Origin of the sequence: Kitasatospora sp. NPDC096204 (genome assembly GCF_044763205.1) — a bacterium.
Classification (GTDB): domain Bacteria; phylum Actinomycetota; class Actinomycetes; order Streptomycetales; family Streptomycetaceae; genus Kitasatospora.
On the sequence record NZ_JBIWFT010000032.1, the window covers coordinates 56,099 to 77,996 of the forward strand.

At 74.7% G+C, this 21,898-nt stretch carries 19 protein-coding genes and 1 pseudogene; 11 read left to right on the forward strand and 9 right to left on the reverse strand.

Features of this window, described 5'->3' with window-relative positions; genetic code table 11:
* Positions 1 to 64 precede the first annotated feature (64 nt).
* Positions 65 to 1,147, reverse strand: coding sequence for an alcohol dehydrogenase catalytic domain-containing protein (locus ACIQ87_RS29275; RefSeq protein ID WP_402412213.1), 1,083 nt, complete (start codon positions 1,145 to 1,147; stop codon positions 65 to 67).
* Positions 1,148 to 1,354: 207 nt separating this feature from the next.
* Here ACIQ87_RS29275 and ACIQ87_RS29280 point away from each other — a divergent pair, with 207 nt between their 5' ends.
* The 4 genes from ACIQ87_RS29280 to ACIQ87_RS29295 all read left to right on the forward strand — a co-directional run bounded on the left by ACIQ87_RS29280 (position 1,355) and on the right by ACIQ87_RS29295 (position 5,454).
* Entirely contained in the window at positions 1,355 to 2,008 is a 654-nt protein-coding gene (locus ACIQ87_RS29280) for a class I SAM-dependent methyltransferase (protein ID WP_402412217.1), read from the forward strand.
* Positions 2,009 to 2,173: 165 nt separating this feature from the next.
* A complete protein-coding gene (locus ACIQ87_RS29285) occupies positions 2,174 to 3,337 on the forward strand; it encodes a hypothetical protein (RefSeq protein WP_402412220.1) in 1,164 nt (387 codons plus the stop codon).
* Between the two features lie 7 nt (positions 3,338 to 3,344).
* A complete protein-coding gene (locus tag ACIQ87_RS29290; protein ID WP_402412221.1) occupies positions 3,345 to 4,361 on the forward strand; it encodes an N-acetylmuramoyl-L-alanine amidase in 1,017 nt (338 codons plus the stop codon).
* 187 nt (positions 4,362 to 4,548) lie between these two features.
* On the forward strand, positions 4,549 to 5,454 hold the full coding sequence (locus ACIQ87_RS29295; RefSeq protein WP_402412224.1) for a hypothetical protein: 906 nt from the start codon (positions 4,549 to 4,551) through the stop codon (positions 5,452 to 5,454).
* Positions 5,455 to 5,565: 111 nt separating this feature from the next.
* On the opposite strand, the gene ACIQ87_RS29300 is transcribed toward ACIQ87_RS29295, so the two are convergent.
* The 3 genes from ACIQ87_RS29300 to ACIQ87_RS29310 form a co-directional block, all read right to left on the reverse strand.
* Positions 5,566 to 6,627: a prenyltransferase gene (locus ACIQ87_RS29300; protein WP_402412227.1), complete on the reverse strand. Its 1,062-nt coding sequence runs from the start codon at positions 6,625 to 6,627 to the stop codon at positions 5,566 to 5,568.
* A complete protein-coding gene (locus ACIQ87_RS29305) occupies positions 6,624 to 7,472 on the reverse strand; it encodes a class I SAM-dependent methyltransferase (protein ID WP_402412230.1) in 849 nt (282 codons plus the stop codon). Before ACIQ87_RS29305 ends, ACIQ87_RS29300 begins: the two co-directional genes overlap by 4 nt.
* An 86-nt stretch (positions 7,473 to 7,558) precedes the next feature.
* A complete protein-coding gene (locus tag ACIQ87_RS29310; protein ID WP_402412233.1) occupies positions 7,559 to 8,869 on the reverse strand; it encodes a glycosyltransferase family 4 protein in 1,311 nt (436 codons plus the stop codon).
* Positions 8,870 to 9,100: 231 nt separating this feature from the next.
* On the opposite strand from ACIQ87_RS29310, the gene ACIQ87_RS29315 reads away from it, so the two are divergent.
* The 6 genes from ACIQ87_RS29315 (at position 9,101) to ACIQ87_RS29340 (ending at position 15,659) form a co-directional block, all read left to right on the forward strand.
* Positions 9,101 to 9,733 carry a TetR family transcriptional regulator gene (locus ACIQ87_RS29315; protein ID WP_402412235.1) on the forward strand — a complete coding sequence of 211 codons (633 nt, stop codon included), beginning with the start codon at positions 9,101 to 9,103 and terminating at the stop codon, positions 9,731 to 9,733.
* A 326-nt stretch (positions 9,734 to 10,059) separates the two neighbouring features.
* On the forward strand, positions 10,060 to 11,319 hold the full coding sequence (locus ACIQ87_RS29320; protein WP_402412237.1) for a prenyltransferase/squalene oxidase repeat-containing protein: 1,260 nt from the start codon (positions 10,060 to 10,062) through the stop codon (positions 11,317 to 11,319).
* Complete coding sequence (locus tag ACIQ87_RS29325; protein ID WP_402412240.1) at positions 11,319 to 12,074, forward strand: SCO2322 family protein; 756 nt, start codon at positions 11,319 to 11,321, stop codon at positions 12,072 to 12,074. The genes ACIQ87_RS29320 and ACIQ87_RS29325 overlap by 1 nt, the downstream gene beginning before the upstream one ends.
* A gap of 44 nt (positions 12,075 to 12,118) precedes the next feature.
* A complete protein-coding gene (locus ACIQ87_RS29330) occupies positions 12,119 to 13,228 on the forward strand; it encodes a CbiQ family ECF transporter T component (protein ID WP_402412243.1) in 1,110 nt (369 codons plus the stop codon).
* On the forward strand, positions 13,225 to 14,826 hold the full coding sequence (locus ACIQ87_RS29335; protein ID WP_402412246.1) for an ABC transporter ATP-binding protein: 1,602 nt from the start codon (positions 13,225 to 13,227) through the stop codon (positions 14,824 to 14,826). Before ACIQ87_RS29330 ends, ACIQ87_RS29335 begins: the two co-directional genes overlap by 4 nt.
* Complete coding sequence (locus ACIQ87_RS29340; RefSeq protein ID WP_402412248.1) at positions 14,823 to 15,659, forward strand: ECF transporter S component; 837 nt, start codon at positions 14,823 to 14,825, stop codon at positions 15,657 to 15,659. Before ACIQ87_RS29335 ends, ACIQ87_RS29340 begins: the two co-directional genes overlap by 4 nt.
* 123 nt (positions 15,660 to 15,782) lie before the next feature.
* On the opposite strand, the gene ACIQ87_RS29345 is transcribed toward ACIQ87_RS29340, so the two are convergent.
* The 4 genes from ACIQ87_RS29345 to ACIQ87_RS29360 form a co-directional block, all read right to left on the reverse strand.
* Positions 15,783 to 16,589: a helix-turn-helix domain-containing protein gene (locus ACIQ87_RS29345; RefSeq protein ID WP_402412250.1), complete on the reverse strand. Its 807-nt coding sequence runs from the start codon at positions 16,587 to 16,589 to the stop codon at positions 15,783 to 15,785.
* A gap of 232 nt (positions 16,590 to 16,821) precedes the next feature.
* A complete protein-coding gene (locus tag ACIQ87_RS29350; RefSeq protein WP_402412252.1) occupies positions 16,822 to 17,910 on the reverse strand; it encodes a methyltransferase domain-containing protein in 1,089 nt (362 codons plus the stop codon).
* A 423-nt stretch (positions 17,911 to 18,333) separates the two neighbouring features.
* Positions 18,334 to 18,945 (reverse strand): ATP-binding protein, encoded by a 612-nt coding sequence (locus ACIQ87_RS29355; protein ID WP_402412255.1) that lies wholly within the window; start codon positions 18,943 to 18,945, stop codon positions 18,334 to 18,336.
* A 100-nt stretch (positions 18,946 to 19,045) separates the two neighbouring features.
* Positions 19,046 to 20,260 carry a helix-turn-helix domain-containing protein gene (locus ACIQ87_RS29360; protein WP_402412258.1) on the reverse strand — a complete coding sequence of 405 codons (1,215 nt, stop codon included), beginning with the start codon at positions 20,258 to 20,260 and terminating at the stop codon, positions 19,046 to 19,048.
* A gap of 127 nt (positions 20,261 to 20,387) precedes the next feature.
* Between ACIQ87_RS29360 and ACIQ87_RS29365 the strand changes: the two are divergent.
* Positions 20,388 to 20,648: pseudogene (locus ACIQ87_RS29365) on the forward strand (hypothetical protein); the annotation flags it as partial.
* Here ACIQ87_RS29365 and ACIQ87_RS29370 read toward each other — a convergent pair.
* Entirely contained in the window at positions 20,645 to 21,835 is a 1,191-nt protein-coding gene (locus ACIQ87_RS29370) for a UDP-N-acetylglucosamine--N-acetylmuramyl-(pentapeptide) pyrophosphoryl-undecaprenol N-acetylglucosamine transferase (protein WP_402412261.1), read from the reverse strand. The pseudogene ACIQ87_RS29365 and the gene ACIQ87_RS29370 sit on opposite strands and share 4 nt — an antisense overlap.
* Between the last annotated feature and the right edge of the window lie 63 nt (positions 21,836 to 21,898).

A 21,898-nucleotide genomic window follows, 5' to 3' on the forward strand; every position in this document is an offset into this window, starting at 1 on the left:
CCGCTCCCCTGGCGGGCCCGACGCTTTTCCCGGAGCCCGCAGGGGAACGACGGGAACGGCGCCCTCAGTCCATCGTCACGACCGTCCGCAGCGCCTCGCCACTGCGCATCTGCGCGATCGCCTCGTTGACGTCCGCGAGCCCCACCCGGTGGGTGACCATGCCGTCGAGGTCGATCCGCCCGGCCCGCCAGAGCTCCACGACCAGGCCGATGGTGCGCGACACCGTCGCCCCGCCGTACAGCGAGGGCAGCAGGCGCTTCTCGTTGAAGAACAGCTCGCCCATGGTGAACTGCGCGAGGTCGTCCTGCGCGCCCGCGCCGATGACGACCACCGCGCCGCCGCGCCGGGCGGCGTCGTAGCCGGCCCGGACGGTGGCCGCGCGGCCGACCGCCTCGAAGACATGGTCGAAGCCGCCGCCGGGCAGCTTCTTGGCCACCGCCTTCAGCTCCTCGGGCGCGATCGCCTCGGTGGCGCCGAACGCCAGGGCGCGCTCGCGGCGCGAGGCCACCGGGTCGACGACGGTGATCCGGCCGGCCCCGCAGACCCGGGCACCCTGCACGGTGGCCACGCCGACGCCGCCCGCCCCGATCACCGCGACGGAGGCCCCGGGCCGGACCGCGGCGGTGTTCACCGCGGCGCCGATGCCCGTGGTCACCCCGCAGCCGATCAGCGCGGCGGCCTCGTACGGGAGGTCGGCGGGCACCTTGATGACGGCGTTCGCCGCGACCACGACCTCCTCGGCGAAGGCGCCGGTGCCGTAGAAGCCGGAGGCGCTCAGCTCTCCCTCGGCGATCCGGAAGCCGGGGGCGCCGAGGCCGCGCAGGCTGGCGACGCACAGGTGGCCGCGGTCCTGGCGGCAGTGGTCGCAGTGGCCGCAGGGGGCCATCCAGCAGAGCACCACGCGGTCGCCGACGGCGAGGCCGGTGACGCCCTCGCCGATCTCCACCACGTCCCCGGCGCCCTCGTGCCCGGGGACGAACGGCGCGGGCTGCGGCAGCACGCCGCTCATCGCGGAGAGGTCCGAGTGGCAGAGGCTGGCGGCGCGCATCCGGACCCGTACGGTGCCCGGCCCGAAGCCCACGGCCGTCACGTCCTCGCGCACGTCGAGGGTCTCCTGGCCGGTCTCGTGCAGGACGGCTGCGCGCATGGTGCTGCTCCCGGGGTGCCGGTGTTTCCTCGGATCGACGGTCGCGCCGATTCTGGCACGGTCGGCGCGGCGGGACTAGAACGCGTTCCACGCTCCGACCGGCCCGGACACCCGGCCGGCACCGGGCGCCCCGGGCGCCACCGCCCCCGCTACCGTCGAGTAGGGTCCGTGCACGTCCGCCCGCGTCCCGACCCCGAGGAGCACCCCATGTCCGACCTGCTGCTGAGCGCCGAACCGGCGCCCGAGGTGCTGGCGGCGTTCGAGGGGGCCACCGGGTTCATGCCGGTGGACGAGGGGCTCGCGCTGTACGCGGCGGCGGTGGCGGCGGCGCGCGGCACCGGGCTGCCGGTGCTGGAGATCGGCACCTACTGCGGCCGCTCGGCGATCCTGCTCGCGGCGGCGGCCCGGGAGGCCGGGACGGTCGCGCTGACCGTCGACCACCACCGCGGCTCGGAGGAGCAGCAGCCCGGCTGGGAGTACCACGACCCGACGCTGGTCGACCCCGAGGTCGGGCTGATGGACACCCTGCCGCGGTTCCGCCGCGCCCTGCACGCGGCCGGGCTGGAGGAGCACGTGGTGGCCCTGGTCGGCCGCTCGCCGCGGATCGCCGCGCTGTGGGGGCGGCCGCTGGGCCTGGTGTTCATCGACGGCGGCCACACCGACGAGCACGCGACCGGCGACTACGAGGGCTGGGTCCCGCACCTGGCGCCGGAGGGCCTGCTGGTGGTGCACGACGTCTTCCCGGACCCGGCGGACGGCGGCCAGGCCCCGTACCGGGTGTACCTGCGGGCGCTGGCCGAAGGCTTCGAGGAGGTCTCGGTGACCGGCTCCCTGCGCGTCCTGCGCCGCGCCGCCCGCTGAGCCCGTCCCGCCGGCCGAGCCCCGCCGACCGGTCACCTGTTCGTTCCCGCCGCCCCGAGCCGATGCTCTAACGTCGTGCCAGGGCTGTCGGGCGGGGGTTCGAACGGTACGGTGGCCGCGCAGCACCAGGCAGAGCATCGGCGGACGGTGGGGGCCAGCAGCGACATGACGGACCAGCAGAACAGCGCTCCGGCGGTCTGGGACCCCACCGCGCGCGGTGGCGCCGGCGGCTGGGTGCGCGGCCCGCAGCGCCCGGCCGACGCCCGGTCCGCGCCCGGGGCGCCCGCCGCCCCGGCACCCGCCGCGCCCACCGCACCCCTGCCGCCCGTGCCCGGCGCCGTCGGCGACCAGGGCCCGCCGCCGGGCGCCCGCCCGTACCCGGCCACCCCGCCCGGCTACGACCCGCCGACCGCCCGGCTGTTCCCCGCCGCCCCGCCGCCCCCGGCCGCCCCGCCCGCGGCCTCGCCGTTCCCCTCCCACCCGGGCCCGCAGGCCCACGTGCCGCAGCAGGACCCCGGCCACGACTACTTCCTGCAGCCGCCCGCCGCTCCGCCGCCGCCCCCGTACGCCTTCCAGCCCGACTACCCGACCGGCCCCGTCGGCGAGGAGGAACGGCCGGCCAACCGCAGGACCCCGCTGCTGATCGGCTTCGCGCTGCTCCTGGTGCTGGCGATCGGCGGCGGACTGCTGTTCGCCGTCCGCGGCGGCGACGACAAGGGCGGCCAGGCCGCGCCCGCCCCGGCCTCCGCCCCGGCGACCGGCGCGGACAGCCTGCCGCCCGCCCCCGCGCCCACGGGTACGGACGGCGCGCCGAGCACCGCCGCGAGCGCGTCCGGCGCGCCGTCCCCGACCTCGACCGCCCCCGGTCCCGGCGCCCAGGCCCAGGCCCAGGCCCTGGACGCCCTGCTCAGCGAGGGCGAGAGCGCCAAGGCCCCGATCGGCAGCGCCGTCGCCAAGGTGACCAGCTGCCCGCCGAAGGCCGACATCGAGAGCGCCGCGCAGACCTTCGACAACGGCGCGACCCAGCGGACCGCCCTGCTGGCCAAGCTCTCCCAGCTGAGCGTCACGGACGTGCCGGGCGGCGCGGACGCGGTGAACTCGCTGAAGTCCGCCTGGCAGCTGTCCGCCGACATCGACAAGGCGTACGCGAGCTGGGCGCGCTCCGTCGCCGCCCAGGGGTGCACCGGCCGGGCCCCGGCCACCCAGGACAAGAAGCACGCCGACGAGCTCAACCCGCAGGCCACCCAGGCGAAGACGGACTTCATGAACAAGTGGAACGCGATCGCGAAGAGCTACGGCCTGACTCCGCGCACCCAGGACAGGATCTGACCGACCAGTGACCGGCTCCGCCCCCCGACCGACCCGTCGCTCCGCCCTGCTGCGCGCCACCACGGCCGCCGCGGTGGCCGTTCCGCTCTGCACGGCGGGCTGGTTCGGCTGGCGGGCACTCGACCGCTCCGACCCGGCGGGCGCCACGGCGGCCCCGGCCACCCGGGCCGCGGCGCCCGCGACTCCCGCCGCGCCCGCGACCGACCGGCCGGGCACCGCCGACGGCGCGGCCGCGACGCCCCTCACCCCGCCCGTCGCCCCGGCGCCCACCGACAGCGCACCCGCCGGAACCCCGCCCCCGCCCGCCGCCGGCGGTGAGAGCGCCGCGCTGGCCGGCCGCACCGTCCTGCTCGACCCCGGCCACAACCCCGGCAACTCCGCCCACACCGCCGAGATCAACCGCCGGGTGGACATCGGCAACGCCCGCAAGGAGTGCGACACCACCGGGACCGAGACCGACGCCGGCTACACCGAGGCCGAGTACACCCTGGACGTCTCCCGCCGGGCCCGCGCCATCCTGTCCGCCCGGGGCGCCAAGGTGGTGCTGGTGCAGGACGGCGACCGCCCGTGGGGCCCGTGCATCGACGAACGCGCCCGTGCGGGCGCCGACGCGCACGCCGACGTCGCGCTCTCGGTGCACGGGGACGGCGGCCCGGCCGGCGGCAGCGGATTCCACGTGATCATGCCCGCCAGGGTGGTGGCCGGGAAGGCGGACAACGCGGCGATCGTCGATCCCTCGCACCGGCTCGGGCTGCTGCTGCGCGACCGGTTCCACGCCGCGACCGGTGAGCCGTACGCGGACTACATCGCCAAGGACGGCCTGGACACCCGCTCCGACCTGGGCGGGCTCAACCTCTCCACCGTCCCCAAGGTGTTCATCGAGTGCGGTAACATGCGCAACTCGACGGACGCGAAGCGGATGACGGACCCTCAGTGGCGCCAGCAAGCGGCCCAGGGGATCGCCGACGCGCTGACCGCGTTCCTGACGACCCAGGAGAAGACCGAAGAGCGACGCGGGAGTTGAGCCGCACACCCCCGGGGGACGACGCTCCGGCCGGACCGCACGGTTTGCAACGACTTCGCCCCATTCCCGGTCCCGCCGTGCACCGGCTGGACGGTTGGGCCTAGGCTTCTGGTCCGTTCGGGAGTTTCGGCCGGTCAGCCCGACCGTACGAACCACCGTCCACGACACGTCAACGAGGGGAACGTTAGTGAATCTGCGCGCTCTCACGAGGGGAGACGCCGCCGTCGCGGGCGCGGCCGTCCTGCTCTTCATCGCCTCCTTCCTGCCCTACTGGACCGTGGACTGCAGCGGCCGGTACTGCGGCGACACGACCCAGAACGCGTGGAGCACCGAACTGTTCCCCGTCCTGCCCTCGATCTACCTGCTGGGCATCGCCGCCGCCCTGCTGATCCTGGTGCAGCGCTTCCAGGGCCCGGCCGCGGCCACCCGCCAGGTGCTCGGCCTGCGGCTGGACCAGTGGGGCATCGCGTTCTCCGTGGCGGCGCTGTGGACCTCGCTCTGGTCGCTGGGCGGTGGCCCGAAGGCCCCCAGCTTCAGCCACGGCTTCGGCGCCTGGCTCGGCGTCATCGCCCTGGTCGTGCTGGCCGGCGTCGCCGCCGCGAGCCCCCTGGTGCCCGCGCTGAAGGCCCCGCTGGTGGCCGACCGCCCGGCGGCCGTCCCCGGCCAGTACGGCTACCCCGGCCAGCCCGGCCACCCGGGTGCCGCCCAGCCCGGTCAGTACGGCTACCCGGCCCAGGGCCAGGACCCGGCGTTCGGCGGCCAGGGCGGCTACGGCTACCCGGGCGCCGGCCAGCCGCAGCCCGGCCAGCCGGCCCAGGCCGCCCAGCCGCACGACGCCGCCGCCCAGGCCCCGCAGCCGACCCCGGCCGCGCAGCAGGCGCCCGCCCCGGCGGACTTCCAGCCGTTCTGGTTCGCCGTCCCGGCCCCGCGCCAGCTGGCCTCGAAGGACAACCCGGCCGGCGCCCCGGTCGGCGAGGTCGTGCCGGGCACCTGGTACCTGGCCGTCGAGCAGCGCGGCGCCGCCCTGGTGGCGCAGCTGCCGGACGGCAGCCAGGGCGTGCTGGCCGACACCACGGGCATCCAGCGCGGCTGACGGCCCGGCCGGCCGCACGGCCGACCGACGCCCTCGGACGCCCACACGAAGGGGCGGGACCGGTTCTCCGGTCCCGCCCCTTCGGCGTTCACGCGTTCGGCGTCCGCGGGCTCAGCAGCAGTCCTCGACCACCAGCCCGGCGGGCAGCTGCTCCCCGCCGAAGACCGCGACCGTCGCCGGGTCCCCACCGAGCGCGGCCACCGCGAGCAGCAGCGCCCCGGCCGTCCAGGTGGTGCGCTCCTCCGGCCAGATGGCGTCGTCCTCGAAGACGTACCCGGTCCAGTACGAGCCGTCCTCGTGCCGCAGGTGCTTCTGGATCCAGCGCAGGATGTCCACCGCGCGGTCGGACTGGCCGATCGCCCAGAGCGCGAGCGCCAGCTCGGCGCTCTCCCCGCCGGTCACCCACGGGCGGTCGCTGACGCAGCGCACGCCGAGGCCGGGGACGACGAAGCGCTCCCAGTCCCGCTCGATCCTGGCCAGTGCCGCGTCGCCGCGCAGGCCGGTGCCGAGCACCGGGTAGTACCAGTCCATCGAGTAGCGGTCCTTGTCCAGGAACCGCTCGGGGTGGTGGGAGACGGCGTGCCCCAGCCGTCCGGCCGCGAGTTCCCAGTCGGGCTGCGGCTCCTCCAGGTACTCGGCGATGGCCAGGCCGCAGCGCAGGGCGTGCAGGATGCTGGACGAACCGGTGAGCAGCGCCTCCTCGGTGGCGGCGCCGTCCTCGTCGACCCGCCAGGCGATCGGGCCGCCGGGCAGCCGCAGTCCGACGATGAAGTCCAGGGCGCGCCGGACGACCGGCCAGATCCACTCCAGGAAGGCGTCGTCGCCGGTGCTGAGGTGGTGGTGCCAGACCCCGACCGCGATGTACGCGCAGAAGTTGCTCTCCTTGGCCCGGTCGGTGACCGCGCCGTCGGTGTACGCCGCGTACCAGGAGCCGTCCGGGTTCTGGGCGGCCGCGAGCCAGCGGTAGGCGGACTCGGCGGCGGCGTGCTCGCCGGCCGTGTCGAGGGCCATCGCGGCCTCGGTGTGGTCCCAGGGGTCGAGGTGGTGGCCGGCGAACCAGGGTATGGCGCCGTCGGGGCGCTGCTCGGCCAGGATGCTGCGCACGGTGTCGGCGGCCTGGTCGGCGTCGAGCACCCCGTCGAGCAGCAGCACCTCGGGGACGGCGGCGGTCATGCCGACCCGCCCGGCGCGCGGTCGGCCGCGGTGCGGTCGGGCTCGGTGCCGTCGGCCTCGGCGTTGTCGGCCGCGGCGTTGTCGGCCGCGGTGCGGTCGGGCTCGGTGCGGTCGGGCTCGGTGCGGTTGGGCTTGGAGGCGTACGCGACGAAGCTCTTGCCGATCACCGGGTTGAGCGCCCGCTCGGCGGCCTTGGTGAGGGTGCTGATCACCGGGGTGCCAACGATGTCCCAGACCAGCAGCTTGTGGTAGGCCTTGACCGGCAGCGCCTTGTCGTTGTCGACACCGACCGCGCACTTGATCCACCAGTACGGCGAGTGCAGCGCGTGCGCGTGGTGGGTGCCGTACGGCTCCAGGCCGGCGTCCTTGAGCTTGCCGAGCAGTTCGTCGCCCCGGTAGATCCGGATGTGGCCGCCCTCGTTCGCGTGGTACTCGTCGGACAGCGCCCAGCAGATCTTCTCCGGCAGCCAGCGCGGCACGGTGACGGCGAGCAGGCCGCCCGGCTTGAGGACCCGGAACATCTCGTCGAGCACGCCCCTGTCGTCCGGGATGTGCTCCATCACCTCGGAGATGATGATCTTGTCGAAGTACTCGTCCTCGAACGGCAGCGCCAGCGCGTTGCCCTCCATCGCGACCGCCGACGCGCCCTCGGGGGCCTCACCGGCCTGCTCCATCGCCGCGAACCACTTCCTGACCTCGGCGATCTCCTCGGCGTTCTGGTCGAGGGCGATCACGTTGGCGCCGCGGCGGTAGCACTCGAACGCGTGCCGGCCCCCGCCGCAGCCCAGGTCGAGCACCCGGTCGCCGGGGGCGAGCGGAAAGCGCGAGAAATCGACGGTCAGCACTTCAGGACTCCCATTCCTTTTGCTACCAAGCGTTCTTGACGCTCCGTCGGACAGGCCCCGCCTGCCCGACAACGGCGAGGCCGCCGCTAGGCCACGTACCGCCAGCCCGGCCCCGAGCGGGCCCGGGCGCCGACGCCGGTGGCGATCGCCGCGCGATAGGCCTCGGCGGTCAGCTCGGCCGCCCGCTCCCAGGTGAACCGGGCGAGCACCCGCTCCCGTCCGGCCGCACCGAGCGCGGCCCGCAGCCGCGGGTCGTCCAACAGCCGTCCGATCGCCGCGGCCAGCGCGTCCGCCTCCCCCGGCGGGACCGCCAGGCAGGTCTCCCCGTCCGGTCCGGCCACCTCGGGGATCGCCCCGCCGGTGGTGGCGACCAGCGGGGTGCCGGTGGCCATCGCCTCGGCGGCGGGCAGCGAGAAGCCCTCGTACAGCGAGGGGACGCAGGCCACCTCGGCCGAGCGGTAGAGGTCGACCAGCTCCCGGTCGGTCAGCCCGCTGCGGAACTCGATGTGTCCGGCCAGCCCGAAGCGGCGCACCGCCTCGGCCACCGGCCCGTCCTCCTTCTGCGGCTTGCCGACCACCACCAGGTGGGCGTCCCGCTCGGTGCGGACCTTGGCGAGCGCCTCGACCAGGAAGACCAGGCCCTTCAGCGGGACGTCCGCGCTGGAGGTGGTAACGATCCGGCCGGGAACGCGATCGACCGCGTCCGACGGCGACCAGAGCCGGGTGTCGGCGCCGATCGGCACCACCGAGATCGCGCCCGGCGCGGCGCCCAGGTGCTCGGCGATCTCGCGCTGCGAGGTGCCGGAGACGGTGATCACGTGGTCCAGCCGGGCGGCGACCCTGCGCTGCATCCGGGTGAAGGCGTACCAGCGGCGCAGCGAGAGCCGCTTGCCCCGGGTGGTGGCGGCGTCCAGCTCCAGCTGCCGGTCCACGGTGATCGGGTGGTGGATCGTGGTGACCAGCGGGAAGCCGTGCCGGGCCAGGCCGAGCAGGCCGTAGCCGAGGGTCTGGTTGTCGTGCACCACGTCGTAGCGGCCCTTGTGGGCGGCCAGGTACCGGCGGGCGCGCAGCGAGAAGGTGAGCGGCTCGGGGAAGCCGCCGGTGCGCATGGTGGCGAACTCCAGCACGTCCACCGGGCCGCGGAACTCGTCGCGGGACGGGGTGCGGAACGGGTCGTCGGCGCGGTAGAGGTCCAGGCTGGGCAGCTCGACCAGGCGCACCGAGCCGGGGCCCTCGACCTCGTCCAGCACCGGGAAGGGCTGGGCGCCGATCACGTCCACGTGGTGGCCGAGCCCGGCCAGCTCCCTGGAGAGGTGTCGTACGTACACGCCCTGACCCCCGCAGAAGGGGTCGCCGCGGTACGACAGCAGGGCAATCCGCAGCGGCTGCGCGATCATCCTGGGTCCTCTTCTCTAGCTGCTGACGGTGCTGCCGGTCGTGCGTCCGGTCGCTAAAGTAGATCAGGTTTCAGTGGCCGGGGAACTCGTCGTCGACCACGTGAACAATGAGAGACCTCGAAGATACCGGCCCGTAGCTTTTCCTCAGGAGCCAGGGCTGGTGATTCCCACCACGCGAATCCTGCCGACCATGTGGAGCACGCCGCCACTCTCGCCCGCCCGGGAGCACCCTTGCCGCCACCCCCTCCTTCGACGCTGCCGCCGGTCCCGCCGACCGTACCGCCGCCCGGCGAGCCGCCGCTGACCGCGAGCCAGGCCGAACGGCGCCGGCGCATCCTGCGGACCGCCACCGCGCTGGCGGTGCGGGGCGGGTACGAGGCGGTGCAGATGCGGGAGGTCGCGGAGGGCGCGCACGTCGCCCTCGGCACGCTCTACCGCTACTTCCCGTCCAAGGTGCACCTGCTGGTGGCGGTGATGCTCGAGCAGCTCCAGGGCCTGCGCGAGCACATCCGGCGGCACCCGCCGACCGACCTCGAACCGGCACCGCGGGTCGCCGACACGCTCACCCGGGCCTTCCACGCGCTGCAGCGCGAGCCGCTGCTGGCCGAGGCGATGGTCCGGGCGCTGTCCTTCGCGGACCGCTCGGTCGGGGCCGAGGTGGACCGGGTCAGCGTCGCCACCGGGCAGCTCATCCTGGACGCGATCGGGCAGTCCGAACCGCCCACCGAGAGCCAGCGCGCGGCGGTGCGGGTGATCGAGCACACCTGGCACTCGGCGCTGGTCGCCTGGCTCTCCGGCCGCGCCTCGATCGCCGAGGTGCGGGCCGACCTGCACACCGCGGCCCGGCTGCTCACCCTGCCGTGAACCGGCCGGCCGACGCGCCCCGGAACAGCCCCTGTGCGCCCGCCGACTGGAACCTGTTCCTGCCGGGCCCGGGCCGCTCCGCGCGCTCCGGCGGCTAGAGTCGGCACGGCAGCAGAACTCCATTCCGCTCCTCCCCCGGGGAAAGCCGGTGCGAATCCGGCGCCGACCCCGCAGCCGTGAGTCCGGCGCCGCGCGCGGCCGCCCGGGCGAGTCGGAGCCCCGGGGAGGGGCGAGCGGCCAGTCCGGACGCACGCGCCCGGCACCGTCGAGGACTACGGAACGGCCCCGCCCGGGCCACCACCGCTCACCGAAAGGCACACCGCACCATGCTGACCGCCGCCCGCCTGGGCGCCGCCGCCCTGTCCGCCGCGCTGCTCACCGGCCTCGCCGCCGGCCCGGCCCTCGCCGACAGCCCCGCGCCGACCCCGCCCGCCGCCGCCGACGGGCTGTACGGCAAGGGCGACCCGACGTACGACGGCGTCTGGCGGCAGTCGCTGGCGCTCACCGCGCTCACGGCGGCCAAGGTCACCCCGGCCGACTCCGCGGTCGGCTGGCTCACCGGGCAGCAGTGCGAGGACGGCGGCTGGCCCTCGTACCGGGCCGCCGGCGCGGCCTGCGACCCCAGGACCGAGGACAGCAACGCCACCGCCGTCGCCGTCCAGGCCCTGGTCGCCCTCGGCGGGCACCAGGACGCCGTCGACAAGGGCGTCGCCTGGCTCAAGGCCAACCAGAACGCCGACGGCAGCTGGGCCTACACCCCGGGCAGCCCGGGCGACGCCAACTCCACCGGGCTCGCCGTCAACGCGCTGTTCGCCGCCAGGACCGACCCGGCGGGCGTCGCCAAGGCCGGCAAGTCCGCCTTCGACGGGCTCGCCCTCTTCCAGCTCGGCTGCGCCGCCCCCGCCGACCAGCGCGGCGCCTTCGTGTACCAGCCCGACCCGGCCTCCGGCGCCCTCACCCCGAACGCCCTGGCCAGCGGCCAGGCCGCGCTCGCCGCCGGCGGCGGCCACCTGCCGGTCGCCACCTCGGTGCGCTCCGACGCCGCGCCCAAGGCCCTCACCTGCGCCTCCGACGCCGCGGCGGCCACCCCGGCCCCGGTCGCCCACGCGGACTCCGGCGAGGCCGTCGGCGCCTACCTGACCGCCCAGCTCGCGGCCGGCGGCAACCACCTCAGCCTCACCACCCCGGGCGCCGCCCCCACCCCCGACTACACCGCCACCGCCTGGGCCGCCCTCGCCCTCACCCAGAGCGGCCACCCCCAGCAGGCCGCCGGCGCCGTCGACTGGCTCAGCCAGGAGGGCGACACCTGGACGAAGGGCGGCACCGACGCCGGCGCCACCGCCACCCTCCTGCTGGTCGACCAGGCCGCCCAGCGCGACACCGCCGCCCTGACCGGCCGGCTCATCGCCCTCGGCCCGACGCCCAAGGCCACCGCGACCGCCGCGACCGCCTCGGCAACGCAGGCCCCGAAGGAGAAGAAGGACGGCGGCATCGGCCAGTACTGGCTCATCGGCGTCGGCCTCCTCATCGGCGTCGGCGGCGGCCTCCTGCTCAGCCTCCAGCGCAAGCGCAACCAGCACCTCTGATGCGCACCGCTTCCCTCCCCGCCCCGGGCGGCCGGCGGTCCTCCACCGGCCTCGCCGCGCTGCTCCTGCCCCTCCTCGGGGCGGTGCTGCTGCTCGCCTCCGCCGCGCCCGCGCAGGCCGCCGGGTACCGGTACTGGTCGTTCTGGCGCGGCGGCGAGGGCGGCAGCTGGACGTACCAGCAGCAGGGGCCGGCCGTCGCGGTGCCGCCGGACGGGGCGGTGGACGGGTGGCGGTTCGCGCTGAGCCCGGACGGTGGGCAGGACGCCGCGAAGCCGCGGGCCGCCGGGAGCTTCGCCGGGATCTGCGCGGACACCCCCGCGCAGGACGGGCGCAAGCGGGTGGCCGTCGTGCTGGACTTCGGGACCGCCGAGGACACCGGCGTGTCCTCCGCCGGCGGCCCGTCCACCGCCGGCGCGTCCGCCGCCGGCTCCTCGGCCGCCGCGCCCGAGCAGCGCACGGCCTGCGCGAGCGTCGCACCCCGCGCCACCTCGGCCGAGGTGCTGGCCACCGTCGCCCCGCCGCTGCGCTACGACACCAACGGGCTGCTGTGCGCCATCGCCGGGTACCCGAAGGCGGGCTGCGGCGACCAGGTCGGTGCGGCGGTCGCCGCCCGGCCGGACGCCGGCGCCGCGTCGGCCGACCACGGCAGCGGCAGCGGCAGCGGCCCCGACGTCGGCCTGATCGCCGGTGGCGCACTGGTCGCCGTCCTCGCCGGCGGAGCCGTCTGGCAGGCCCGCCGCCGCCGTCACTCCTAGGGCGTGTCCGCCACGCCCCCTCGTCCCCCACTCAGGAAACCTCCGTGAGCAGCACCACCGCCCGTAGCACCCGGCCGCCCACCGGCCCCCGTCAACTGCACCCCGGGGCCTGGTGGTTGTGGGCGCTCGGGCTGGGCGCGGCGGCGACCCGCACCACCAACCCGGCGATCCTGCTGCTGCTCGCCGCCGTCGCCGGGTACGTGGTCGCGGCCCGGCGCGGCGATGCGCCGTGGTCGCGCTCGTACGGGGCGTTCCTGCGCCTGGGCCTGCTGGTGCTGGGCATCCGGCTGGTGTTCGCGGTGTTCCTCGGCTCGCCGATCCCGGGCACCCACGTGCTGTTCACGCTGCCCGAACTCCCGCTGCCCGCCTGGGCGCAGGGCGTGCGGATCGGCGGACGGGTCACCGTCGAGGGGCTGCTCGCGGCGCTGTACGACGGGCTGCGGCTGGCGACCCTGCTGATCTGCGTCGGCGCCGCCAACTCCCTGGCCAGCCCGGCCCGCCTGCTGCGCACCCTGCCCGGAGCGCTCTACGAGGCGGGCGTCGCCGTCGTCGTGGCGACGACCTTCGCGCCGAACCTGATCGCGGACGTCCGCCGACTGCGCGCCGCCCGCCGGCTGCGCGGCCGCACCGACAAGGGCATCGCGGCCGTGCTGAGCGTCGGACTCCCGGTACTGGAGGGCGCGTTGGAGCGGTCCATCGCGCTGGCCGCCGCGATGGACACCCGGGGCTTCGGCCGCACCGCCGACGTCCCGCGCCGGCTCGCCCGGGCGACGGCCGCGCTCACCCTGGCCGGGCTGCTCGGGATCTGCCTGGCCGCGTACGGGCTGCTGACCGCCGACGGCGCGGGCTGGGCGCTGCCCGTCCTGGCGCTCGGCCTGGCCGCCGCCTTCGCCGGGCTGCTGCTCGGCGGCCGACGGTCCGTCAGGAGCCGCTACCGGCCCGACCCCTGGGCCGTCCCCGAGTGGCTGACCGCCGGTTCCGGAGTGGCCGTGGCCGCCCTCACCACCTACCTGGCCGGGCAGGACCCGGCCGCCTTCGCCCCCACCGTCGTCCCGCCGACCGTCCCCGCGCTGCCCCTGGCCGCCGTGCTGGCCGTCCTGCTCGGCCTGGTACCGGCGTTCGCCGCCCCGACCCCGCCCCGGAGGGCATCGTGATCACCTTCGAGCAGGTCTCCGTCCGGTACGCGGACTCCGCCGCGCCCGTGCTGAACGGCGTCGACCTCACCGTCCCCGAGGGCGAACTCTGCCTGCTGGTGGGCCCGTCCGGCTCCGGCAAGTCCACCCTGCTGGGAACGGTCAGCGGCCTGGTGCCGCACTTCACCGGCGGGGTGCTGCACGGCCGGGTCACCGTCGACGGCCGGGACACCCGCGAGCACCGGCCGCGCGAACTCGCGGACCTGGTCGGCACGGTGGGGCAGGACCCGCTGGCGCACTTCGTCACCGACACCGTGGAGGACGAACTCGCCTACGGCATGGAATCGCTGGGCCTGCCCGGCGACGTGATGCGCCGCCGGGTCGAGGAGACCCTCGACCTGCTCGGCCTCGCCGACCTGCGCGACCGCTCCCTGAACTCCCTGTCCGGCGGCCAGCAGCAGCGCGTCGCGATCGGCTCGGTGCTCACCGTGCACCCGCGCGTGCTGGTGCTGGACGAACCCACCTCGGCACTCGACCCGGGCGCGGCCGAGGAGGTGCTGTCCGTCCTCCAGCGGCTGGTGCACGACCTCGGCACCACCGTGCTGATGGCCGAGCACCGGCTGGAGCGGGTCGTCCAGTACGCCGACCAGGTACTGCTGCTCACCCCCGACGCCCCGCCCGTCCTCGGCGAACCCGCCGAGGTGATGGCGCACTCCCCGGTGCACCCGCCGGTGGTCGGCCTCGGCCGGCTCGCGGGCTGGCGGCCGCTGCCGCTGTCCGTCCGCGACGCCCGCCGCAAGGCCGCCCCGCTGCGCGCCGAACTGGACGGCCGCGGCCCGGCCCCCGTCTGCGCCCCGACCGCGTCCCCGCTGGCCGTGACCGACCGCCTCGCCGTCCGGCGCGGCCCCGTCCCGGCACTGCGCGGCGTGGACCTCGCCCTCCACCCCGGCGAGATCACCGCCCTGATGGGCCGCAACGGCGCCGGCAAGTCCACCCTGCTGGGCGGCCTGGTCGGCCTGCACGCCCCCGCCTCCGGCAGCGTCCGGGTCGGCGGCCGCACCCCGCACCGCACCCGGCCCGCCGAGCTGATCCGCGAGGTCGGCCTCGTCCCGCAGGACCCGCGCGACCTGCTGTACGGCGAGTCCGTCGCCGCCGAGTGCGCCGCCGCCGACACCGACGCGGGCGCCACCGCCGGCACCTGCCGCGCCCTGGTCGAGCGCCTGCTGCCCGGCATCGCCGACGACGCCCACCCGCGCGACCTCTCCGAGGGCCAGCGGCTCACCCTCGCCCTCGCCGTCGTGCTCACCGCCCGGCCCCCGCTGCTGCTCCTGGACGAGCCGACCCGCGGCCTCGACTACGCCGCCAAGGCCCGGCTGGTGGAGATCCTGCGCTCGCTGGCGGCCGAGGGCCACGCCGTCCTGCTCGCCACCCACGACGTCGAGCTGGCCGCCGAACTCGCCCACCGCACGGTGATCCTGGCCGAGGGCGAGATCGTCGCGGACGGTCCGACCCCGGAGGTGGTGGTCTCCTCCCCCGCCTTCGCCCCACAGGTCGCCAAGGTGCTGGCGCCCGGGCCGTGGCTCACCGTGCGGCAGGTCGCGGAGGCGCTGGGCGCATGAGCACTCGTCCCGTCCCGCTCGGGCGCCGGTCCGTCACGGCGCTGCTGTCCGTCTCCTTCGTCGGCGTCGCCGCCTTCGGCTGGCCGCTGCTCGCCTCCACCAGGTCGGCGCTGGTCGGCCACTCGGCGGACGCGCCCTGGCTGTTCGCGCTGCTGCTGCCGCTGCTCCTCGCCGTCGTCGTCGCCCAGATCTCCGAGGGCCGTACGGCGGGCGGCGGGGCGCCGGGGCTGGACGCCAAGTCCGTGGCCCTGCTGGGCGTGCTGGCCGCGGCGGGCGCGGCCCTGCGGCCGCTCGGCGCGGGCACGGCCGGGCTGGAGCCGATGTTCTTCCTGATGGTGCTGTCCGGGCGGGTGCTCGGACCTGGCTTCGGCTTCGTGCTCGGCTCGCTGTCGATGTTCGCCTCCGCGCTGCTCACGGGTGGGGTCGGGCCGTGGCTGCCGTTCCAGATGCTCGCCATGGGCTGGGTCTGCCTCGGCGCGGGTCTGCTGCCGGGGGCCTCCTCCCTGCGGGGCCGCCGCGAACTCCTGCTGCTCGCCGGGTACGGAGCCGTCGCGTCCCTGCTGTACGGCACGATCATGAACCTCCAGGGCTGGCCGTACATCGGCGGCCTGGCCGGCTCCATCTCCTTCGTGCCGGGCGACGCGCTGCCCGCCAACCTGGTCCGCTTCGCGGCGTACTGCCTGACCACGTCCCTGGGCTGGGACCTTCCCCGGGCCGCCCTGACCGTCGTCCTGTGCCTCACCCTCGGCACCCCCGTCCTGCGCGCCCTGCGCCGCACCACCCGCCGCGCCGCCTTCGACGCCCCGGTCACCTTCCGCCCGCCGGAGTCGTGAGCCACCGGGAACGGCGGAGGTAAGCGTTGGCCGCCAGGAGTCAGGTTTCTCGACAGACCCGATACTCCGCGCCCGGCCCGGCCATGACCCTCCCGCTGAGCGGGAATCCCCTGAGGGTTACCCCTACTCCGCTGCCGCCCGGCAGGCGCCGCACACCTGCCCGGGCCCGGCCACGGGCCGCCCGCACAACCCGCTGCGCCCGGGGCACTCGTGCCTCCTCGGGCCGTCGCCCGCCTGTCGGGGCGCGGGAACGGCCGGCACCTTGGCGATCCGCGCCGCCACGATCGCCCCGACGCTGTGCGTGACCCTGTCCGGGAGGGGCGCCGACAGAATCCCGGTGAGCACCTCACGGCTCCACCCGCCCGCCAGCAGCCCCTCCACCCGCGCGGCCTGGTCGCACAGCGGCTTCCCCGCCAGGGCCATCCTCGGCTCCCGGCGGCCGAGTTCGAGCAACAGCGCCATGCCCGCCGTCAACTTCTCGGGTGGACGGACGGAAGGCTCTTCCACGTCCTTGGTTTCCGGTTCCTTGGACGGGCCTCCCGCCCTCCCGACAGCTGGCACGCCTGGAGCTGGGACACCGGCGGCCGGGGGCGCGGGAAGCGGCGGCACGGTGTTCACCGCTTTGCCCGTCACCGGCACCTCGTGCACCGAGACGACCGTCCGCACCTGCCCGGTCTGCGGGTCCCGCAGCGTACGACGCACGTAGTGCCCCACCGCCTCCAGCTCCCGCAACGCTCGGGCAACGGTCGTCCGCCCCTCCACACTCTTGGCGGCGAGGGTGCGAATGTCCTCGCGGACGCCGTCCGGCAGGCTGAGCAGGTAGCTCAGCAGCCCGCGCGCGGCCCAACTCAGCGAGTGCTTACGGATGACGTGGCCGTTGTCGAGGATCGTGTATCCGGGCGCATGCTGCGGGATACGATGAATCTGCATTCGGGAGGCCTTTGCTCCTGGTGCCAAACCCCGGGGTGTTGGCGCACCGCCGGGGATCACTTTTTGCTCACGCACCGAGCGCCCCGTGGAGCACCCGGCACGGCAATGTTCACCGTAATGCCGTAACGCCCCATCAAACTTCCACCCGCACCACCCATTCGGGCGGCGCGTGCGCGCACAACCCGGCGCGCCCCGGGCTCGTGAGCCCGGGGCGCGCCTCGCAATCCGGCAGTCAACCGACCACATGGTCCGGCTCGTCCAGCCACACCCGGTGCTCGCCCGCGACGGTGACGGTCAGGCCGAACCGGTCGAGGCCCGGCTCGCCCTGGCGCTGCCACCAGGCGTGGGCGGCGGTCAGCTCGTCCCACAGGTTGCGGGGGCCGGACTGCGAGACGGCGTGCCCGCCGTCCCAGTCGGCGAGGCGGCAGTGGGCGTACGAGACCCCGTCCCAGATCTCGAACCGGCCGGTGCCGAAGCGGTCGTAGCCCGCCCACACCTCCTGCCGGAACAGGCCCGGCAGCCGCAGCCCGATCGCGAAGGCCGCGTCGGTGTGCTCAGCCACAGCGGCGGGGTCGAGTGCGGACGGACCGTACCGGACGTCCCCGATCTCGAACTCGCCGCTCCCGGGCCGCTGGTCCCGCCCCCACATGAAGGCGACGTCCTCGACGAACGGCCCGCTCGCAGAACGGCCATCCTCGGCGACGGTGAGCTTCAGCAGCCCGCCGTTGCAGAACGCCGTGCCGTACGGAACGAGGATCACGCCCCCGGGCGCCGTCTGCTCGATCAGCGCCCCGGGGACGCGTTGCACGGCCGCGGTGACGTGAACCCGGTCGTACGGCGCGCCCGCCGGATGGCCGAGCATTCCATCGCCGACAACGGTCCGGGCCGGCAGGCGATGTGCCACCAGACGGCACCGCGCGGAACCGGACAGTTCAGGGTCCAGCTCCACGGTGGTGACGTTTTCCGCCCCGAGCCGGCGGGCCAGCAACGCGGCCGTCCAGCCCGCACCGGTGCCGATGTCCAACACCCGCATACTGTCAGAGACTTGGAGGTGCCGGAGCATCTGGGCCACGACGGTGGGCATCGAGCTGGACGAGGACGGCGTGCTGCCGTCCTCGTCCAATCGGGTCACGAGCGGGATGTCCGAAGCGACCAACTCGCTCCACTCGACCGGGCGTTCCTTCCGGTCGAGCCACTCACCCCCGTGGTGGATCCGGTCCGGGACGAACAGCCGACGGGGCACGGCCCGGAACGCCGGCTCCCAGTCGACCGACAGCGCCCCGGACTCCCGGAGGCTGTCGGTGAGCGCGTTCCACTTCACGTTGCCGCTCCCCTCAAGGCTTCGACGGCTTGGGCAGGTTGGTGGGCGGCGCATCCCGCTTGCCGTCCTGCGACGCCGTGTCCGGCTTCCCGGAGTGGCTGCCACCCTTGCCCCCACCCGCCGCACCAGGCCCGTCGCCGCCGGGCCCTCCGCCGTGCTTGCCCATGTTCTGTTCCTTTCGACGTGCTGGAGATCGTGGTCGCCGGTCTACCGGTCCGGCGGGCGCGGCGGGCGCGGGCCCGCCGGCTTCGGCGGGGGCGGTTTCGGCTCGGGGCAGGACATGGCAGTGCACCTTTCAAGGCGGAAAGCGGAGAAATGGGCGATCCCGGCCGCGTCGCCGGACCGGCGGCGCGGCCGGGAGTTCAGCGGGTTCGGCTGGTCAACACCAGGGCCGCGACGACGACATGCGGCCCGACGGCCGGTTCACCGCGACGTCGGATCGGGCGTCGAGAGATCAGCGTGCACGACCTTCCCGAACGGGCGGGGGCTGACACCCCAGCGGCCTTGCGCGAGCCGGTGGACCAGCGCAAGGCCGCGACCCGACGTCGCGTAGGACCCGGCCTGGATCATCACGGGCATCGTGCGGGAACCGTCACCGACGAGGATGCGGACGATCCGGTCGCTCGGGCGACGCACGGCGACGACCATGCGAGTCTGGCAGCCGGTCTCGACCGCGTTGGTGGCCAGTTCGCTGACGATCAGCAAGGCGTCGTCCACCAAGGAGTCCAGCTCCCATTCCCGCAGCTTCGCGCCGACGACGCGACGCGCGGCACCCACGGACTCGGCCCGGTACGGCAGGCAGGCAGTCGCCGGCCTGATGGCCACCCGAGGGGCGGCACTGGAACAGTCGATTCGGGCTGCTGATTCCGCCTCGTGGACTCCCGGTTCGACACATCGGTCGTCGCGCACACGGTGGACTTGCACCACCGGGTCCCAGCGAATGCCGTAGTCGTAGGTCGACGCCGGGTCGAGTTCCGCCACCACCGCATCGGACAGCCTGACCGTCTTCGTCGCAGCAGCTGTGTCCTGCGCCATTCGCACACTCCCTCACGCACCGAGCCCGTAGCGTCACTCGACGCTACGGGCTCGGTGCGATGCGAAGGGACAGAGTTTCTGCCTCCAGTTCCTGCGGTCGCTACGCCGCCATTCCGATGGAATCGGCCAAGCGCCGCCCGGCCTCCCGCGTCGAGGGCCGGCCATCGACCAGCCCTCGGACCATTGCTCGGGCCTCCTCGTTCCAGCGCGCCGTCTCGGGCGCGACAGCGACGGCGTCCGTCAGCAGTCCGGCAACGGACTCCGCTTCACCGCGGAGAGCGTGCGCCCTCGCGACCTCGATCAAGTGGCGACCGCGACGGGGAACCGCCGTGACATCGGCGGTCGGCAGCCGCCGAGCCCAGCGCAACGCCGTGCCGGTCTGACGGAGCTCGACCGCCACAGTCACCGAGTGCAGGCCGACAGCCTGCCGAGACCCTGACGTAGGGGCGCTCCAGAAGTCCTCCGGAAGGCGCTCGGCGACGGCCACCGCGCGGTCGATCCAGCCCCACGCCTCACCGGCTTCCCCGGCCACGGCGTGGGTGATGGCGGCATGGAATGCCATGTCCGCCCAGGCACAGGCCAGTTCCGGCGTGTTCGCCCGAATCGGATCGAGCAGCCGAAGAGCGTCCTCGGTGAGCGCCTGAGCGCTGTCCCACTGACCGGACTTCCGGAACGCCTCGACCAGGAACCAGCATGCCTGCCCGATCGCCTGCGGGTCGCCCGACGCCCTCGCAGTCGCCAAGGCACGCTCGGCCACCCGCCAGACCAGGTTGCCGTCACCCTGGAACGCCGCATACATCTGCGTCAGGTTCAGCGCGCTGGCGTACATCACCTCCGCCCGCCGCCGGTCTGCGCAGTCCGGATGTGAAACCGCTGAAGAGGCGGCCGACACGAGCGGCGGCAACAGCTCCGCCAGGGCGGTTCGGTGATCTCCCCGGGTCATCCTGCTCCGCCAGGCGTTCGCCAGCTGGGCCGCGACGTGGTCCAGGTTCGGCATCGACCCGGAGGACACCCCCAACGGCGAGCCGTCGACTGCCCGCCGAACAGAATCCAGGGACGCATGTTCCACTCCGGAGTACAGCGCCGTTGGCATGCTGACCTCGCCTGTCAGCAAGGAGATGTCATCAATCCCCAAGTGTTGGGCGATACGCACAAGCATCGGCAGGCGCGGCGGCAGCAACGCCCCGCTCTCCACCTGCTTCAGCCAACTCGGCGACCGCCCCAGCAGGGCGGCCAACACCGGACGGGACTTTCCGGCACGCTCCCGGTAGTACTGGATGCGCCGGCCGACGGGCAGTGCGGGATCCAAGGCCATACCGACAGCCTATGGCCGCGAGGCCACGTCGGGCAGCCTGAAGAATCCGAGACTGTAGCGAGGAACTTCGAGCGTTTGGGTTGCGGCCCGGAAGCAGAGGACAGGGTGAGCCGCCGAGGCCGCCGGCTACGACATCCGCGACCACCGCGCGGTCAAGGTCAACCACCGCATGCTCGACTGGGCCGACACCGTGCTGGCCATGGACCACGCCGTCCTCGCCGAACTCAAGACCATGACGGACGACACCCCGGCCGCAGGCAAGCTCGACCTCTACATCAGCGGCGAGGACGTGCCCGACCCCTGGGAGGGCGACTACACCGCCTACCAGGTGTGCGTGGACACCATCCAGGCCGGTGCCGTCCGGCACCTGCTGGACTTGGCGAACTAACGGTCCACGACCGACAGCAGTACGTCCACGAGACGGTCGGCGGCATCCGGCCGACCGTGTTCGGCGGCCCGCCGCGCGATGTCCGCGCGGCGGGCCGGGTCCGTCAGCAGCGGACCGATCGCATCCTGAAGGGTGTCCGGCGCCGCACGGCCGAGCAGGGCCACCGCCGCCCCGGCATCCGCCAGGTGACGGGCGTTGTACTCCTGCTCGTTCCCGGCCGACGTCGCCAGCGGGATGAACACCGCGGCCCGCCCCAGCGCCGTCAGCTCGGCCAGCGTCCCCGCACCACTGCGGGAGACGACCACATCCGCGAGGGCCAGCACATCCGGAAGCTCCGGGCCGACGAAGCCGGTCACCAGGTACCGGGAGCGCAACTGCTCCGGCAGCACCGCCGCCCGCGCCCGAAGCCGCTCCTCGTGGCTGGGCCCGCACTGGTGGACCACGTTGGCGTGGCCGAGCAGCCACGGCAGGATCTCGCTCACCAACTCGTTGATCTGCTGGGAGCCCTGCGCACCGCCGGTGACGTACACGGTCGGCAGCGAACGGTCGAAGCCCCACAGCCCCAACGCCTGGACCGCCTTGTCACCCTGCCCGGTCAGCACCTCCGGGCGCACCGGGTTGCCGGTCACCACGGCGGTGGCACGGGCCGACTCGGGCAGGAACCGGAGCGTCGACTCGGAGGAGACCGCAACCCGGGTCGCCATCCGCGCCAGAGCCCGGTTGCCCAGACCGAGCCGAACGGTCTGCTCGTGGACCACCAACGGCCGATGGCACATCCGGGCGGCCATCCCGACCGGCACCGCGACGTAGCCACCCGTACCTAGCACCACGTCCGGGCCGAAGTCGGCGACCGCCGAGCGGGCCTGCGCGACGCCCAGGGGGACACGGCCCATGTCCTTGACGTTGGCGGGCGACACCAGCTTCAGCGGGTTGGCACTGCGCCGGATCTTCCCGGTGGCGACGGTCCTGAACGGGATGTTCTCGGCGGCGGTCACCTTGGCCTCAAGGCCGGCGGCGGTGCCGATCCACAGCACATCCAGCGCACCATGGGCCTCGGCGAGCCGCGAGCGCAGGGCGCGAATCGCAGTGAGCGCCGGATATGTATGGCCGCCTGTTCCGCCGCCGGTGACGATCAGCCGCAGAGGCCGGCCAAGACGAGAGACGAGATCGCTGATATCCCGGTTCACATCTGGAACATACCAGTGCCGCCGGGCCCTTCCGCCCGTCTCGCCTGACGTCCAGCCAGGGAC